We start from the raw sequence: 15353 nt of genomic DNA, 5'->3' as shown, positions 1-15353 counted from the left end.
GCCGAAGCCTTGGGCGCCGGCCGGGCTCAGCGCCAATGTTGCGGCAGATTCGGAAGCGGGATCAGGCGCAGCTCGATGGCGAAGTAGAGCGCCACCCACAGGACCGCCGCGATCCAGGTGGTGGTGAGGAACTTCTTCTTCAGCTTCGGGTCCACCGGCGCGCCGGGATCGCCCCCGTCGCCGCGGTCGATGCCGGCCTCGGCATGGCTGGTCACCCCCAGAGGCAGCACGGCGAACAGCACCGTCCACCAGATGGTGAAGTAGATCGCGACGCCGGTGAACCATCCCATCAGTGCGCTTCCTTCGGGGTTTCCATCAGCTCCACCAGCACCCCGCCCATGTCCTTCGGATGCACGAAGATCACCGGCACGCCGTGGGCGCCGATCCGGGGGACGCCGCCGTTCAGCACGGTCGCCCCCTTGGCCTGCATGTCGTCCCGGGCGGCCAGGATGTCGGCCACCTCGAAACAGACGTGGTGTTGGCCCCCTTTCGGGTTCTTTTCAAGGAAACCCTTGAGCGGCGAGTTGTCGCCATAGGGCTCGATCAGCTCGATCTGGCTGTTGGGCAGGTCGACGAAACAGACATAGACCCCCTGCTCCTCGAGCACCCTGGTCTCGGTGATCTTCGTGGCGCCCAGGAGGTCGCGATAGAGCTTCACCGATTCGGCGATGGAGGGGGTGGCGACCCCGACGTGGTTCAGTCTTCCGATCATGGAATGCGGTATAGCGCCCGACGAGGCCCCGCGCGAGATCACGCAGCGGCGCCGGTTCCAGCGGGCGTCATCCGGTTTGCGAAGCAGGACCGGGACCTATGCGCGCCCGATCTCGAGGAGCTGGCGAGGCCGCGCCGCGTGGAAGCCGCTTGGCCTTCACAGGTCCCGGACTTCGGCTGCGCCGAAGCCGGGATGACACGCCGATCTAGACCCGCAGAACCGTCGTCTCGACCACCGGCCGCTTGCCCCAGATCCGCTGGCTGGCCTTCTTCAGGGCGCGGGAAATGGCGGTCTCGACGGTGTCGTCCATCTCGCGGTCGTCGCCGGAGAGGCGCCCGATCGCCTGTTCGGCCTCCTCGGCCAGGTCGTCGAGCACGTCGTCCAGCGGATAGTCGTCGTCGGCGGGCAGGCCCAGCGCCCGGACCTGCGGGCCCGAGGCGATGCGGCCCATGCCGTCCAGCACCACCGAGACGGCCAGCATGCCGTTATAGGCGGCGTGGCGACGCTCTCGCAGGGCGTCGCCGTTCTCAGGCGTCAACACGCCGGCGTCCACATAGATGCGGCCGGCCGGAACCTCGTCGATGATCTCGGCGCGGCCGGGCGCGAGGCGCACCATGTCGCCGTTGCGCGGCGCTACGGCCTGCGGAACTTGCAGGTCGCGGGCGAAGGCCACGTGCTCCAGCAGGTGGCGCCGCTCGCCGTGGGTCGGCACGGCGACCTGCGGGCGCGCCCAGCGGTACATCTCCGCCAGCTCGTCCCGGCAGGGGTGGCCGGAAACGTGGATCCCCGGATGATCGCGTTCGGTGTAGAGGCGCACGCCGCGGTCGGCGAGCTTGTTCTGCAGATTGCGGATCGGCACCTCGTTGCCGGGGATGACCCGCGAGGAGAACACCACGCTGTCGCCAGCGCCCAGGCTGACGTGCGGATGGGTTCCGTCCGCGATCCGGGAGAGCGCCGCCCGAGGCTCGCCCTGGCTCCCCGTGCACAGATAGAGCACCTTGTCCGGCGGCAGGTGCTTGGCCTCGCCCTCGGAGACGAACTCGCCGATGTCGTGCAGCAGGCCGACCGAGCGGGCGGCGGCGGCCATGCGGATCATCGAACGGCCCACCAGACAGACCTTGCGGCCCGCGGCCTCGGCCGATCGGATCACGCTGTCCATCCGCGCGACGTTGGAGGCGAAACAGGCGACCGCCACCGTGCCCTTGAGGCCGCCGATCAGACCGCCCAGGGCGTCGCGCACCTCGGCCTCCGACCCAGCCGTCCCGTCCACGAAGACGTTGGTGGAATCGCAGACCATGGCCAGCACGCCCTCGTCGCCCAGCCGGCGAATGGCGTCCTCGTCGGTCACGCCGCCCAAGACCGGGTCGGGATCGATCTTCCAGTCGCCGGTGTGCAGCACCGTGCCGAGCGGCGTGCGGATCGCCAGGCCGTTCGGCTCGGGAATCGAATGGGTCAGGGTGATCAGGTCGACCGTGAAGGGGCCGAGCTCGACCGAGCCGCCCAACGGAACCTCATTGATCTCCACCGCCTCCAGGTCTGCCTCGCGCAGCTTCTCGCGCAGCAGGAAGGCGGTGAAGGGCGTGGCGTAGAGCGGCGCCTTCAGTTTCGGCCACAGCCAGGCGACGGCGCCGATATGGTCCTCGTGGGCGTGGGTCAGCACGATGCCGAGGATATCGTCGGCATAGTCCACGATGAAGGCCGGGTCGGGCAGGATGATCTCCACGCCCGGAGTTGTGACGTCCCCGAAGGTGACGCCAAGGTCGACCACGATCCACTTCCGCGCATGCGGCGGGCCGTAGCCGTATAGATTGAAGTTCATGCCGATCTCATTCGAGCCGCCGAGCGGCAGGAAGACGAGTTCGTCCTGGTCTTTCGCTTTGGTCATCAGGGTTTCGCCGCCGCATTGCGGCGATGGATCTCGAGCATGCCGCGGATGGTCAGGTCCGGGTCGAAGTGGTCGATGGCCGTGGTCGCGCCATGGAACAGCGAGGCGACGCCGCCGGTCGCCACCACGGTCATGGGCTCATCCCGCTCGGCCTTGATGCGGGCGATCAGCCCCTCGATCAGGGCGATATAGCCCCAGAATACGCCCGACTGCATGGCGCCCACCGTATCCGTTCCGACGACCCGTTGCGGCTTCTGGATCGCCACCCGCGGCAGTTTCGCCGCCGCGGTGTGCAACGCCTCCATCGACAGGTTGATCCCGGGCGCGATCACCCCGCCCTCGAACCCGCCGTCGGCGGCCACCACGTCGAAGGTGGTGGCGGTGCCGGAGTCGATGACGATCAACGGCCCCGGATAGGCGATGTGGGCACCCAGGGCATTGACCAGGCGGTCGGCCCCGGCCTCGGACGGCTTGTCGATCCGCACCTCGATGCCGAGGTCGGCGTTCTCGCCGATCACCAGCGGCTCCACGTGCAGATAGCGGCGCGCAAGGTTGCGCAGGTTGAAGATCGACTGCGGCACCACGCTGGAGATGATGCAGGCGTCCATCACCCCGAACTGCAGCCCCGCCATGTGCAGCAGCTGGGACAGCCAGACGGCGTATTCGTCGGCCGTGCGGCTGGAATCGGTGGCCGCTCGCCACTGGGCGATCCAGCGTTCGCCGTCATGCACGGCGAACAGGGTGTTGGTGTTGCCTTGCTCGATCGCCAGCAGCATCCGTCAGGCCCCTCCGAAGAACACGTCGCCGGCTGTTATGCGGACGAGCGCGCCGTCGTCCAGCCGAAGCTTCAGCCCGCCCTCGGCGTCGAGGCCCTCGGCCACGCCCTTGAGCGTGCGGTTGGGCAGGCGCGCCTCGCAAGGTTCGCCCAGTCCGTGCGCCAGCCGCGTCCAGCCTTCGGCGATCGGTGCAAAGCCGTCGCGCGCCCACAGCGTCCGCCAGCGCTCGAAACTTGCGGCGAGCACCTCCAGAGCCGCCTCGGGCGTCGGCGGCGGGCCGGCCATGTATTCGGCGAAGGCGGCGGCTGGGCGCTCCACGTCCTTGGGCGCGTGGGCGAGATTCGCCCCGATCCCGCAGGCCAGCCACAGCGTCCCGTCGGCCCGCGCGCCGGATTCCACCAGGATCCCCGTCGCCTTGCGCCCGTACAGCAGCACGTCGTTGGGCCACTTCAGCGTCACGTGGCCGGCGCCGAGGCAGGTTTCGGCGAGATCGGCCGCCGCCAGGGCCGCGACGAAGGAGACCTGGGCCGCCTCGGCCGGCGGCTTGTCGGTGACGAACAGCAGGGTGGCGGCCAGGTTGCCACGGCCGGTGTCCCAGGCGCGCCCGCGCCGGCCCCGGCCGGCGGTCTGGCTGAGCGCTGCGATCCAGACCGGCCCCGCCTCCCCCGCCTCGGCCCGGCGACGCGCCTCGGCATTGGTGGAGTCGAGCGTCTCATAGACCTCGATCGGCGGGTGCGCGGTCACCTAGCCCAGGCCGAAGGCCGCCGCCGCCGCTGCGGCCAGGGGATCCAGGAAGATCAGCGCGCCGATCACCAGGGGGAAGGAGAACAGGGCCGCGCCATAGGCGATGACCCGGGCTTCGCCCGGCAGGGGGTCGGTCTGGCCCGGAGCCTCGTCGAACCACATCACCTTGATGAGCCGCAGGTAGTAGAAGGCGGCGACCACGCTGCCGACGAGGCCCAGCACCGCGGCGACGGTCAGCATCGGATCACCCACGCCGATGGCGGCCTTGAAGACGTAGAACTTGGCGAAGAAGCCGGCCAGCGGCGGCAACCCGAGCGCCGACAGCGAGAAGACCGTCATGGCCAGGGCCAGGCCGCGGCGCTCGCGCACCAGCCCGGCCATATCGTCCATGGTCTCCATCGGCCTGTCGGCGCGCGACAGCGCCGAAAGGCAGGCGAAGAAGCCGATCACGTCGACCATGTAGAGGACCATGAAGACCAGCATCGCCTGGACGCCCTCCTCCGTGCCGGCCGCCAGGGCCAACACGGCGTAGCCGACGTTGGCGATGGAGGAATAGGCCCACAGGCGCTTCAGATTGCGCTGGGCGAGGCCTGCGAAGGCGCCGACGAAGATCGACAGCAGGGCGACGATCACCAGCACCTGACGCCACTGCTCGACCGCGCCGCCGAAGCCTTCGGCCAGCACGCGGGCGAAGAGCACCATGGCCGCCAGCTTCGGCGCGCCGGCGAAGAAGGCCACCACCGGGGTAGGCGCGCCCTCGTAGACGTCGGGCGTCCACATGTGGAAGGGCGCGGCGGAGACCTTGAAGGCCAGGCCGCAGATCAGGAACACCAGCCCGAACAGAACGCCCACGCCCGCGCCGTCCTGCGCCGCCAGAGCGATCTGGTCGAAGTGGGTGGAGCCGGCGAAGCCGTAGATCAGCGAAGCGCCGTAGAGCAGCAGGCCCGAGGACAGGGCGCCGAGCACGAAGTACTTCAGGCCGGCCTCCGACGCCTTGGCGTTGTCGCGGTGCATGGCCGCCAGGACGTAAAGCGCCAGCGAATGGAGCTCGACGCCCACATAGAGCGAGATCAGGTCGCCGGCCGAGGCCATCATACCCATGCCGAGCGCGGCCAGCAGGATCAGGATCGGGAACTCGAAGGTCCGCATGGCGCGGCGCTCGAACCACTTCTGGCCGAGCGGGATACAGACCGCGGATGCGGCATAGATCGCGACCTTGGCGAAGGCGGAGGCCTGGTCAGCGACGAGTCCTCCGGCGAAACCGCGGCCGATCGGGCCCACAGCCGCGGCCCAGGCCGCCGCCGCCAGCGTGGCGATCGCAGCGATCATCAGAGGCCCGGTGGCGCGCTGAGCGTAGGCGCCGATCACCAGCAGCAGCAGGGCGCCGCCGGCGAGGATCAGCTCCGGAAGAGCAAGTGCGATGTCGGTGGAGAAGGTCATCTGGCTCTATCCCCTCACCCGCCGATGGCCGCGCGATAGGTCGCGACCAGACTGTCGACCGAGGCCTGGGTCACATCGAAGACGGCGGCCGGATAGACGCCGAGATACAGGGTTGCGGCGATCAGCGGCGCGAAGATCGCCACCTCCCGCCAGTCGAGATCGGTGATGTCGGCGAGCGCCGGATTGGTGATCTCGCCGAAGACGACTCGCCGATAGAGGGTCAGCGCATAGACCGCCGAGAAGATCACCCCGGTGGCGGCGACCACCGCCGTCCAGGTCGAGACCTCGTAGACGCCCACCATGGTGGTGATCTCGCCCACGAAGCCCGAGGTGCCCGGCAACCCCACATTGCCCATGGTGAACAGCATGAAGGTCGCCGCGTACCAGGGCATCCGGTTCACCAGGCCGCCGTAGAAGGCGATCTCGCGGGTGTGCATCCGGTCATAGACCACGCCGACGCAGAGGAAGAGCGCGCCGGAGATCACCCCGTGGCTCAGCATCTGGAAGATCGCGCCCTGCACGCCCACGCCGTTGGCGGCGAAGATGCCCATGGTCACGAAGCCCATATGGGCGACCGAGGAGTAGGCGATCAGCTTCTTGATGTCGGTCTGACGGAAGGCGACCAGCGAGGTGTAGACGATGGCGATGACGCTGAGCGCGAAGACCAGCGGCGTGAAGAACTCCGAGGCCTGCGGGAACATTGGCAGGGAGAAGCGCAGGAAGCCGTAGCCGCCCATCTTCAGGAGGATGCCGGCCAGGATCACGGAGCCTGCGGTCGGCGCCTCCACGTGGGCGTCGGGAAGCCAGGTGTGGACCGGCCACATGGGCATCTTCACCGCGAAGGAGGCGAAGAAGGCCAGCCAGAGCCAGGTCTGCAGGGCCGGGGCGAAGTCGTAGGCCATCAGCTCGGGGATCGAGGCGGTGCCCGAAATCCCGATCATGGCCAGGATCGCCGCCAGCATCAGCACCGAGCCCAGCAGGGTGTAGAGGAAGAACTTGAAGGCCGCATAGACCCGGTTCTTGCCGCCCCAGATGCCGATGATCAGGAACATCGGGATCAGACCGAACTCGAAGAAGATGTAGAAGAGCACGAGGTCCAGCGCGCAGAAGACGCCGATGACCAGGGTCTCCAGGACCAGGAAGGCGACCAGGTACTCCAGAACCCGATTTTCGATCGAGTTCCAGGACGCCGCGATGCAGAGCGGCATCAGGAAGGCGGTCAGGAGAACGAACAGGACGGAAATCCCGTCCACGCCCATGCGGTAGTTCAGCCCGGCGAACCAGGCGACCTCTTCCACGAACTGGAAGCCCGGGTTGGCGGGATCAAACCGCGCCACCAAGAGGATGGAGAGCGCCAGCGTCGCCAGCGTGGTGACGAAGGCGATCCACTTGGCCGCGTTGATGGTGCGCGCATCCTCGGCCTTGGCGAAGGCGCGCAGGATCAGGATCGCCGCCACGCCGACGAGCGGCGCGTAGGTCGTAAGCGAGAGAATGCCAGTCACGGGTTCCCCCTCCCCTTACGACTGCCAGGCCCAGAGCGCGTAGGACAGCAGTCCCGCCACGCCCAGCAGCATCACGAACGCATAGTGGTAGACGTAGCCGGTCTGGACCTTGCCGGTCCCCTTGCCGACCACGAGCGAGGCCGCGGCCACGCCGTTAGGGCCCAGGCCGTCGATGATCTTCTGGTCGCCGCCCTTCCAGAACAGGTCGCCCAGGAACTTCGCGCCGCGCACGAAGGTCGCCTCGTAGAGCTCGTCGAAGAACCACTTGTTGTAGAGGAACGTCCAGAGCGGCCCTTTCCGCGCGGCGATCCGCGCGCCCAGGCCTTCACGCAGGATGTAGACGTAGAAGGCGCCGGCCAGGCCGAGCATCGAAACGACCAGCGGCGACCACTTCACCCAGGTGGGCACGTGGTGCGCGTGCTCCAGCACGTGGTTGGCCGCACCGATGAAGATCGCGCCGCGCCAGAACTCCGGCCAATGCTCGCCGACGAACTGCTCGACGAAGACGAAGCCGGCCAGGAGCGCGCCGACCGACAGAAGCAGGATCGGCACGAGCATCGAGGGCGGGCTCTCATGCGGCTTGTGGTCGTGACCATGCCCATGCCCGTGATCGCCGTGACCGTCCGGCAAGGGTTCGGTGTGGGTCTCGATCTGCGCCGAGGTGGCGTGGTCGTCGTGCGCCGGGGCGTGATCGTGGCCGTGCGCCCACTTCGGCGTCCCGTGGAAGGTCATGAAGGCCAGGCGCCAGGAGTAGAAGGCGGTGAGGCCCGCGGCGAAGACGCCCACGACGAAAGCGAAATAGGCGACGCCGCCGTATTCCTGGCCGGCCGCGAAGGCCGCCTCGATGATGGTGTCCTTCGAATAGAAGCCGGCGAAGCCCAGGTGCAGGTTCGGCAGGCCAAACCCGGTGATGGCGAGCGTGCCGATGATCATCACCGCGTAGGTGACCGGCAGGTACTTCCAAAGGCCGCCCATGTTCCGCATGTCCTGCTCGTGGTGCATGCCGTGGATCACGGAGCCCGCGCCCAGGAACAGCAGCGCCTTGAAGAAGGCGTGGGTGAACAGGTGGAACATGGCCGCCTGATAGGCGCCGACGCCGGCGGCGAAGAACATGTAGCCGAGCTGCGAACAGGTCGAGTAGGCGATGACCCGCTTGATGTCGTTCTGGGCCAGGCCCACCGTGGCGGCGAAGAGCGCCGTCACCGCGCCGATGACGGTGACGATCATCTTGGCCACCGGGGCGTATTCGAACATCGGCGAGAGCAGGCAGACCATATAGACGCCGGCGGTCACCATGGTGGCCGCGTGGATCAGGGCCGAAACCGGAGTCGGGCCCTCCATGGCGTCGGGCAGCCAGGTGTGCAGGAAGAACTGGGCCGACTTGCCCATGGCGCCGACGAACAGCAGGGCGCAGGCCAGGTCCACCGCATGCCAGTAGGAGCCGGCGAACCACCAGGCGGTGTTGGCGAATTCCGGCACGCGCGGGAAGATCTCGGCGAACTCGATGGTCCCGAACATCCAGAAGACGGTCATGATGCCGAGGGCGAAGCCGAAGTCGCCGACCCGGTTGACCACGAAGGCCTTGATGGAGGCGGCGTTGGCGGTGGGCTTCTTGAACCAGAAGCCGATCAGCAGGTAGCTCGCCAGGCCGACGCCTTCCCAGCCGAAGAACAGCTGCATGAAGTCGGCGGCGGTCACCAAAGCCAGCATGGCGAAGGTGAACAGCGAGAGATAGGCGAAGAAGCGCGGCCGGGAGTCGTCCTCGGCCATGTAGCCCCACGAATAGACGTGGACGAGGCTCGAGACCGTGGTCACCACAACCAGCATGACCGCCGACAGGCCGTCGATCCGGATCGACCAGGCCGACTGGAAGTCGCCGATATTGATGAAGGGCAGCAGGCGCAGGGTGAAGGGCTCGAGCCCGCCCCAGGTCCATTGGCTGAAGATCACCCAGGAGAAGACGGCCGACAGCAGCAGCAGGCCGGTGGTCACCGCCTGGGACGGGATATTGCCGATCCGCCGGCCGAACAGGCCCGCGACGATGGCGCCGAGCAGGGGCGCGAAGACGACGGCGATGGCGAGAGACTGAGGGGTCATGGCTTTCCGTCAGCCCTTCATCATCGAGACGTCGTCCACGGCGATGTCGCCGCGGTTGCGGAAGAAGGTGACCAGGATGGCCAGGCCGACGGCGGCCTCGGCCGCGGCCACGGTCAGGACGAACATGGCGAAGATCTGCCCCACCACGTTGTGCAGATAGACCGAGAAGGCCACCAGGTTGATGTTCACCGCCAGCAGGATCAGCTCGATCGACATCAGGATGACGATGACGTTCTTGCGGTTCACGAAGATGCCGAACACCCCGATCGTGAACAGGATGGCGGCGACGGCGAGATAGTGGGCGAGCCCGATGGTCATTGGCCGATCCCCTCGCCCGGCTTGATCTGCACGACGCGCATGCCGCTCTTCTTGGTGCGGGCGACCTGGTCGATCACCGACTGGCGGCGCACGCTGGGCTTGTGGCGCAGGGTCAGCACGATGGCGCCGATCATGGCCACCAGCAGCACCAGCCCCGCAGCCTGGAAGAAGTAGACATAGTCGGTGTAGAGCACCCGGCCGATGGTTTCGGCGTTGGTGATCTCCGGCCCCGCGGCGGCCGGGGCCTCGTTCAGGCGGGCCGCGCCGTTGCGGGCGACCGAGGTTGCGACCACGATCATCTCGACCACCAGCACCGCCGCCACCAGGCCGCCCAGCGGCAGGTAGCGCGCAAAGCCCTGGCGGAGAGCCGCGAAGTCCACGTCGAGCATCATCACGACGAAGAGGAACAGCACCGCGACCGCGCCCACATAGACGATGACCAGGAGCATCGCCAGGAACTCCGCGCCGAGCAGGACGAAGAGCCCCGCCGCCGAGAAGAAGGCCAGGATCAGGAACAGCACCGAGTGGACGGGATTGCGTGAAGACACCACGCCGAACCCCGCACCCACGGTCACCGCCGCGAGCAGATAGAATGCGATCGCCTGCAAGGCCATGACGGCTCTCTTTCAGCCCCTCGTTTCGTGTCGAGCGCCCCAAGCCCCGCGGGCGGACGCGTCAGTCGTGTAAAGCCGTGGAATCGCGCCCGTCTCTTAGCGATAGGGTGCGTCCAGTTCCAGATTCTTCGCGATTTGCCGCTCCCAGCGATCCCCGTTCGCGAGCAGCCGATCCTTGTCGTAGTAGAGTTCCTCGCGCGTCTCCACGGCGAACTCGATGTTCGGGCCCTCGACGATGGCGTCCACCGGGCAGGCCTCCTGGCACAGGCCGCAATAGATGCACTTGACCATGTCGATGTCGTAGCGGGTCGTGCGGCGGCTGCCGTCCTCCCGCGGCTCGGCCTCGATGGTGATGGCCTGGGCCGGGCAGATGGCCTCGCACAGCTTGCAGGCGATGCAGCGCTCCTCGCCGCTGGGATAGCGGCGCAGGGCGTGCTCGCCGCGGAAGCGCGGCGACTGCGGGTTGCGCTCATGCGGGTACTGCACCGTGGCCTTAGGCTTGACCATGTACTTCATGGCCAGGCCGAAGGCGCCGGCGAAGTCCATCAGGGACGCGCCTCGGACGGCCTGGGCGATACGCTGCATCATCGGACGGTCACTTTCTCTTGCAGCCGTAGTCGGCCATGCGCTGGCCGGACGTCTGCGGACGCTGGACGAGCTCCCCGCCGCGGGCGACGCACGCATCGCGCGCCTGCTTCAGGGCGTCGTAGCTGGCGACCCCGCCCACCGGCGAGGTCCCGGCGGGGTCTCCCGCGCAGGCGGCGCACAGCGCCAGCAGGGAAAGGCAGAGCGCGAGCCTCCTCATGCCGCCGGCGCTCCGAAGACGCGCCAGGCCGCCACCAGCGCCACGGCCACGAGCGAGGTGGGCAGGAACACCTTCCAGCCCAGCCGCATCAGCTGGTCGTAGCGGTAGCGGGGCACGATGGCCTTGGCCATGCCGAACATGAAGAAGAAGAAGCAGATCTTCAGGACGAACCACATCAGGCCGTAGAAGCTCTGCACCGTCGCCGGCCAGGTGTGCTCCACGCCCAGGACGAAGGGCGCCTGCCAGCCGCCGAAGAACAGCAGCGAGATCATGGCGCACATCAGGACGATGTTCACCAGCTCGCCGATCATGAACAGCAGGAACGGCGAGGAGGAGTATTCCACCTGATAGCCGGCCACGAGCTCGGACTCGGCTTCGGGCAGGTCGAAGGGCGGGCGGTTGGTCTCGGCGAGCGCCGAGATGAAGAACACCACCGCCATCGGGATCATCACCAGCGCCAGCGGCAGGTTGTGCAAGCCGCCGCCGAAGACGTTCCAGTTCCAGAACCCGCCGGCCTGCTGCTCGACGATGGTCATCAGGTTCATGCTGCCGGCCAGCAGGATCACCGTGATGATCACGAAGCCGATGGACACCTCGTAGGAGACCATCTGGGCCGCCGAGCGCAGCGAGCCGAGGAACGGGTACTTCGAGTTAGACGCCCAGCCCCCCATGATGATGCCGTAGACGCCGAGGGAGGAGATGGCGAACAGGTAGAGCACCCCGACATTGATGTCGGAGACCACCCAGCCCGGCGCGAAGGGGATCACCGCCCAGCCCACCAGGGCGAGCGTGAAGGTCAGCAGCGGCGCCAGCAGGAAGACGACCTTGTCCGCGCCGTCGGGGATCACGATCTCCTTCAGCACGAACTTGATGAGGTCGGCGAAGGACTGCAGCAGGCCGAAGGGGCCGACCACGTTGGGGCCCTTGCGCATCTGCACGCCGGCCCAGATCTTGCGATCCGCCAGCATGAAGAAGGCCAGCGCCACCAGCAGCGGCAGGATCACGGCCATGATCTGGGCGACCGTGATCAGGGTCCAGCCGCCTGGAGTGGCCCAGAAGGATGTCGTCGCGTCCATGCCCTACTCCGCGGCGATCTTGGCGGCGCCGGAGGCGATCGCCGCGCACTCGGCCATCGTGACGCTGGCGCGCGCGATGGGGTTGGTCAGGTGGAAGGCCTTCACCGGCGAGGCGAAGGGCTCGTTCGAAAGCTCTCCAGCCGCGTCCAGCGCACCGAAGTCCACGGCCTGGCCCGCGGAGCCCGGCGCATAGTCGATCTGGCCGAAGGTCGGATGCGCCTCGAACAGGCGCTCCCGCAGTTGGGCGAGCGTGTCGTAGGGCAGCGTCTTGCCGACCCGCTCGGAGAGCGCGCGGAGGATCGCCCAGTCCTCCCGGGCCTCGCCCTTGGGGAACACTGCGCGCAGGCCGAGCTGCACCCGGCCTTCGGTGTTGACGTAGAGGCCGTCCTTTTCGGTGTAGGCCGCGCCCGGCAGGATCACGTCCGCCCCATGCGCGCCGGCGTCGCCATGCGTGCCGAGATAGATCTTGAAAGCGTCCGAGCCCGAGGCGTCGATCTCGTCGGCGCCCAGCAGGAACAGAACGTCGAGCGCGCCCTTGGCGACCATCTCGCGCGCGGTCTTGCCGCCCTCCCCCGGCGTGAAGCCGAGATCGAGCCCGCCGACGCGGGAAGCGGCCGTGTGCAGCACGTTCCAGGTCATGCCGAAGGTCTTGGCCACGCCCGCCGCGGCGGCGAGGACGGCCGCGCCGTCGGCCCGGCCGAGCGCGCCGGCGCCGACGATGATCGCCGGCCTCTGCGCGCCCTTCAGCGCCTTGACGAAGTCGCTGCGGGACTTGGAGAGCCCGGCCAGGGTGTCGGGTCCGGCGCCCAGATAGTCGTAGGCGTAGGTGAGGTCCGCCTGCTCGCCGATCACGCCGATGCGCATGGCGCCGGCCAGCCAGCGCTTGCGCAGACGGGCGTTGAACACCGGCGCCTCAAGCCGCGGATTGGTCCCGACCAGCAGCACCACGTCGGCCTCTTCGATCCCGGCGAGGGTCGAATTCATCAGCCAGCTTTCCCGCTGGCCGCCGCCGAGCGCCATGCCGTCCTGGCGGCAGTCGAGGCTGGTCACGCCGAGCGCGCCGAACAGGTCCTTGGCGGCCTTCATGGACTCCGCATCCTGCAGGTCGCCGGCGATGACGCCGATGCGGTCGGGCGCAGTTCCCGTCAGCTTTGCGGCGACCAGGTCCAGCGCCTCGGCCCAGCTCGCAGGACGCAGCCGCCCGGCCTCACGCACATAGGGCCGGTCCAGCCGCTGGCGCGACAGGCCGTCCACCGCATAGCGGGTCTTGTCGCTGATCCACTCCTCGTTCACGTCGTCATTGATGCGCGGCAGCACGCGCAGCACCGCCGGCCCGCGGGAGTCGACACGGATCGCCGAACCCAGGGCGTCCATGACGTCGACGCTCTCGGTCTTCTTCAGCTCCCAGGGGCGGGCGTTGAAGGCGTAGGGCTTGGAGGTCAGCGCGCCGACCGGGCAGAGGTCGATCACGTTCGCCGAAAGCTCGGATCCGACCGCCTTGTCCAGGTAGGTGGTGATCTCCACGTCCTCGCCGCGGCTGATCAGGCCGATGTCCGGAACGCCGGCGACTTCGGTGATGAAGCGCACGCAGCGGGTGCACTGGATGCAGCGGGTCATCACCGTCTTGATCAGCGGACCCATGTACTTTTCTTCGACGGCCCGCTTGTTCTCGGCGTAGCGGGAATCGTCGCGGCCATAGCCCATGGCCTGGTCCTGCAGGTCGCACTCCCCGCCCTGGTCGCAGATCGGGCAGTCCAGGGGGTGGTTGATGAGCAGGAACTCCATCACCCCTTCGCGCGCCTTCTTCACCATCGGCGTGTTGGTGAAGATCTCCTGGTTGTCGGCGGCCGGCAGGGCGCAGCTGGCCTGCGGCTTCGGCGGGCCGGGCTTCACCTCGACCAGGCACATGCGGCAGTTGCCGGCGATGGACAGGCGTTCGTGATAGCAGAAGCGCGGGATCTCCTCCCCGGCCAGCTCCGCCACCTGCAGAACCGTCATGCCGGGTTCGAACTCGACCTCGACGCCGTTGACCTTGGCTTTGGGCATCTCGTTACTCCGCCGCCTCGAGCTTGGCGCCCTGCACGTGCGGCTTTCCGGCGCGGTATTGGGTGATCCGCTCCTCCACCTCGTGGCGGAAGTGGCGGAAGAGGCCCTGGATCGGCCAGGCGGCGGCGTCCCCGAGGCCGCAGATGGTGTGGCCTTCGACCTGGCTGGCCACGTCGAGCAGGAGATCGATCTCCTTCATCTCGGCCTCGCCGGTGACCATCCGCTCCATCACCCGCCACATCCAGCCGGTGCCCTCGCGGCACGGCGTGCACTGGCCGCAGCTCTCGTGCTTGTAGAAGTAGGAGAGCCGCGCCACCGCCTTCACGATGTCGGTCGACTGGTCCATCACGATGACCGCCGCCGTCCCGAGGCCCGACTTCAGCGCCGAGAGCGAGTCGAAATCCATCAGGGCCGTCTCGGCCTCGTGCGCCGGGATCATCCGCACCGAGGAGCCGCCGGGGATCACCGCCTTCAGATTGCCCCAGCCGCCGCGGACGCCGCCGCAGTGGTCCTCGAGCAGCTGCTTCAGCGGGATCGACATGGCCTCTTCGACCACGCAAGGCTTGTTCACATGGCCGGAGATGGCCATCAGCTTGACGCCGGTGTTGTTCGGCCGGCCGAAGCCTGCGAACCAGGCCGCCCCGCGGCGCAGGATCGTGCCGACGACGGCGATCGACTCGACGTTGTTGATGGTGGTCGGGCAGCCATAGATGCCGGCCCCGGCGGGGAACGGCGGCTTCAGGCGCGGCTGACCCTTCTTGCCCTCAAGGCTCTCCATCAGGGCGGTCTCGTCGCCGCAGATATAGGCCCCGCCCCCGTGGGTGACGAAGAGGTCGAAGTCCCAGCCGTGGACGTTGCCCTTGCCGATCAGCTTGGCTTCGTAGGCCTGCTTGATCGCCGCCTCCAGGCGCTCGCGCTCATGCACGTACTCGCCGCGGATATAGACGTAGCAGGTGTGCGCCCGGATCGCGTAGCTGGCGATCAGGCACCCTTCGATCAGCAGGTGCGGATCGTTGCGCAGGATCTCACGGTCCTTGCAGGTGCCCGGCTCCGACTCGTCGGCGTTGACGACCAGATAGTGCGGCCGCTCGCTCTCCTGCTTGGGCATGAAGGTCCACTTCAAGCCGGTGGAGAACCCCGCCCCGCCCCGGCCCCGCAGGCCGGAATCCTTGATCTGCTGGGCGATCCATTCCGGAGTCTGGCTCAGGATGTCCGCCGTGGCGTTCCACGCCCCGCGCCGCTTCGCACCCTCCAGGCCCCAGTCGTGGAGACCGTAGAGGTTGGTGAAGATGCGGTCCTTGTCTTCCAGGATGCCGACCACGGCCCCTAAACTCCCTT

The 15353-nt window shown here is 67.9% G+C and carries 15 protein-coding genes; all 15 read right to left on the bottom strand.

Translation table 11 applies throughout. The features are described 5' to 3' along the window. Positions 1 to 26: 26 nt before the first annotated feature. Positions 27 to 290 (bottom strand): DUF1467 family protein, encoded by a 264-nt coding sequence (locus tag ACK41C_RS14945; RefSeq protein ID WP_409655851.1) that lies wholly within the window; start codon positions 288 to 290, stop codon positions 27 to 29. Beyond that, positions 290 to 712, bottom strand: coding sequence for a methylmalonyl-CoA epimerase (gene mce / locus ACK41C_RS14940; protein ID WP_409655849.1), 423 nt, complete (start codon positions 710 to 712; stop codon positions 290 to 292). The genes ACK41C_RS14945 and mce overlap by 1 nt, the downstream gene beginning before the upstream one ends. A 205-nt stretch (positions 713 to 917) precedes the next feature. After that, the gene (locus ACK41C_RS14935) at positions 918 to 2597 is read right to left on the bottom strand and encodes a ribonuclease J (protein WP_409655847.1); all 1680 of its coding nucleotides are present in this window, start codon (positions 2595 to 2597) and stop codon (positions 918 to 920) included. After that, complete coding sequence (locus ACK41C_RS14930) at positions 2597 to 3373, bottom strand: type III pantothenate kinase (protein ID WP_409655845.1); 777 nt, start codon at positions 3371 to 3373, stop codon at positions 2597 to 2599. Before ACK41C_RS14930 ends, ACK41C_RS14935 begins: the two co-directional genes overlap by 1 nt. 3 nt (positions 3374 to 3376) lie before the next feature. Beyond that, entirely contained in the window at positions 3377 to 4117 is a 741-nt protein-coding gene (locus tag ACK41C_RS14925) for a biotin--[acetyl-CoA-carboxylase] ligase (RefSeq protein ID WP_409655843.1), read from the bottom strand. Then, positions 4118 to 5557, bottom strand: a complete 1440-nt coding sequence (gene nuoN, locus ACK41C_RS14920; protein ID WP_409655841.1) for an NADH-quinone oxidoreductase subunit NuoN — start codon at positions 5555 to 5557, stop codon at positions 4118 to 4120. A 14-nt stretch (positions 5558 to 5571) separates the two neighbouring features. Continuing rightward, the gene (locus tag ACK41C_RS14915) at positions 5572 to 7059 is read right to left on the bottom strand and encodes an NADH-quinone oxidoreductase subunit M (protein ID WP_409655839.1); all 1488 of its coding nucleotides are present in this window, start codon (positions 7057 to 7059) and stop codon (positions 5572 to 5574) included. Positions 7060 to 7074: 15 nt separating this feature from the next. Beyond that, a complete protein-coding gene (gene nuoL / locus ACK41C_RS14910) occupies positions 7075 to 9156 on the bottom strand; it encodes an NADH-quinone oxidoreductase subunit L (protein WP_409655837.1) in 2082 nt (693 codons plus the stop codon). A gap of 9 nt (positions 9157 to 9165) precedes the next feature. Continuing rightward, complete coding sequence (gene nuoK, locus ACK41C_RS14905) at positions 9166 to 9474, bottom strand: NADH-quinone oxidoreductase subunit NuoK (protein ID WP_409655835.1); 309 nt, start codon at positions 9472 to 9474, stop codon at positions 9166 to 9168. Continuing rightward, entirely contained in the window at positions 9471 to 10088 is a 618-nt protein-coding gene (locus tag ACK41C_RS14900) for an NADH-quinone oxidoreductase subunit J (RefSeq protein ID WP_409655834.1), read from the bottom strand. Before ACK41C_RS14900 ends, nuoK begins: the two co-directional genes overlap by 4 nt. A 96-nt stretch (positions 10089 to 10184) precedes the next feature. After that, a complete protein-coding gene (gene nuoI / locus ACK41C_RS14895; RefSeq protein ID WP_409655832.1) occupies positions 10185 to 10676 on the bottom strand; it encodes an NADH-quinone oxidoreductase subunit NuoI in 492 nt (163 codons plus the stop codon). 7 nt (positions 10677 to 10683) lie between these two features. Beyond that, positions 10684 to 10893 carry a hypothetical protein gene (locus tag ACK41C_RS14890; RefSeq protein WP_409655830.1) on the bottom strand — a complete coding sequence of 70 codons (210 nt, stop codon included), beginning with the start codon at positions 10891 to 10893 and terminating at the stop codon, positions 10684 to 10686. Continuing rightward, entirely contained in the window at positions 10890 to 11969 is a 1080-nt protein-coding gene (gene nuoH / locus ACK41C_RS14885; RefSeq protein ID WP_409655828.1) for an NADH-quinone oxidoreductase subunit NuoH, read from the bottom strand. Before nuoH ends, ACK41C_RS14890 begins: the two co-directional genes overlap by 4 nt. 3 nt (positions 11970 to 11972) lie before the next feature. Next, on the bottom strand, positions 11973 to 14015 hold the full coding sequence (nuoG, locus tag ACK41C_RS14880) for an NADH-quinone oxidoreductase subunit NuoG (RefSeq protein ID WP_409655826.1): 2043 nt from the start codon (positions 14013 to 14015) through the stop codon (positions 11973 to 11975). A 4-nt stretch (positions 14016 to 14019) separates the two neighbouring features. Next, complete coding sequence (gene nuoF, locus ACK41C_RS14875; RefSeq protein WP_409655824.1) at positions 14020 to 15336, bottom strand: NADH-quinone oxidoreductase subunit NuoF; 1317 nt, start codon at positions 15334 to 15336, stop codon at positions 14020 to 14022. Positions 15337 to 15353: the final 17 nt, after the last annotated feature.

The sequence above is a fragment of the Phenylobacterium sp. genome (assembly GCF_046290725.1).
Classification (GTDB): domain Bacteria; phylum Pseudomonadota; class Alphaproteobacteria; order Caulobacterales; family Caulobacteraceae; genus Phenylobacterium.
The sequence above is the reverse complement of the archived record's forward strand: the minus strand, read 5'-3'. Positions and strand labels throughout refer to the sequence as shown.

What these genes read in the sequence shown, in the direction of transcription:
- ACK41C_RS14945 (WP_409655851.1), bottom strand. Translation starts at nt 290, where the DNA reads ATGGGATGGTTCACCGGCGTCGCGATCTACTTCACCATCTGGTGGACG.
- mce (WP_409655849.1), bottom strand. Translation starts at nt 712, where the DNA reads ATGATCGGAAGACTGAACCACGTCGGGGTCGCCACCCCCTCCATCGCC.
- ACK41C_RS14935 (WP_409655847.1), bottom strand. Translation starts at nt 2,597, where the DNA reads ATGACCAAAGCGAAAGACCAGGACGAACTCGTCTTCCTGCCGCTCGGC.
- ACK41C_RS14930 (WP_409655845.1), bottom strand. Translation starts at nt 3,373, where the DNA reads ATGCTGCTGGCGATCGAGCAAGGCAACACCAACACCCTGTTCGCCGTG.
- nuoN (WP_409655841.1), bottom strand. Translation starts at nt 5,557, where the DNA reads ATGACCTTCTCCACCGACATCGCACTTGCTCTTCCGGAGCTGATCCTC.
- nuoL (WP_409655837.1), bottom strand. Translation starts at nt 9,156, where the DNA reads ATGACCCCTCAGTCTCTCGCCATCGCCGTCGTCTTCGCGCCCCTGCTC.
- nuoK (WP_409655835.1), bottom strand. Translation starts at nt 9,474, where the DNA reads ATGACCATCGGGCTCGCCCACTATCTCGCCGTCGCCGCCATCCTGTTC.
- ACK41C_RS14900 (WP_409655834.1), bottom strand. Translation starts at nt 10,088, where the DNA reads ATGGCCTTGCAGGCGATCGCATTCTATCTGCTCGCGGCGGTGACCGTG.
- nuoI (WP_409655832.1), bottom strand. Translation starts at nt 10,676, where the DNA reads ATGATGCAGCGTATCGCCCAGGCCGTCCGAGGCGCGTCCCTGATGGAC.
- ACK41C_RS14890 (WP_409655830.1), bottom strand. Translation starts at nt 10,893, where the DNA reads ATGAGGAGGCTCGCGCTCTGCCTTTCCCTGCTGGCGCTGTGCGCCGCC.
- nuoH (WP_409655828.1), bottom strand. Translation starts at nt 11,969, where the DNA reads ATGGACGCGACGACATCCTTCTGGGCCACTCCAGGCGGCTGGACCCTG.
- nuoG (WP_409655826.1), bottom strand. Translation starts at nt 14,015, where the DNA reads ATGCCCAAAGCCAAGGTCAACGGCGTCGAGGTCGAGTTCGAACCCGGC.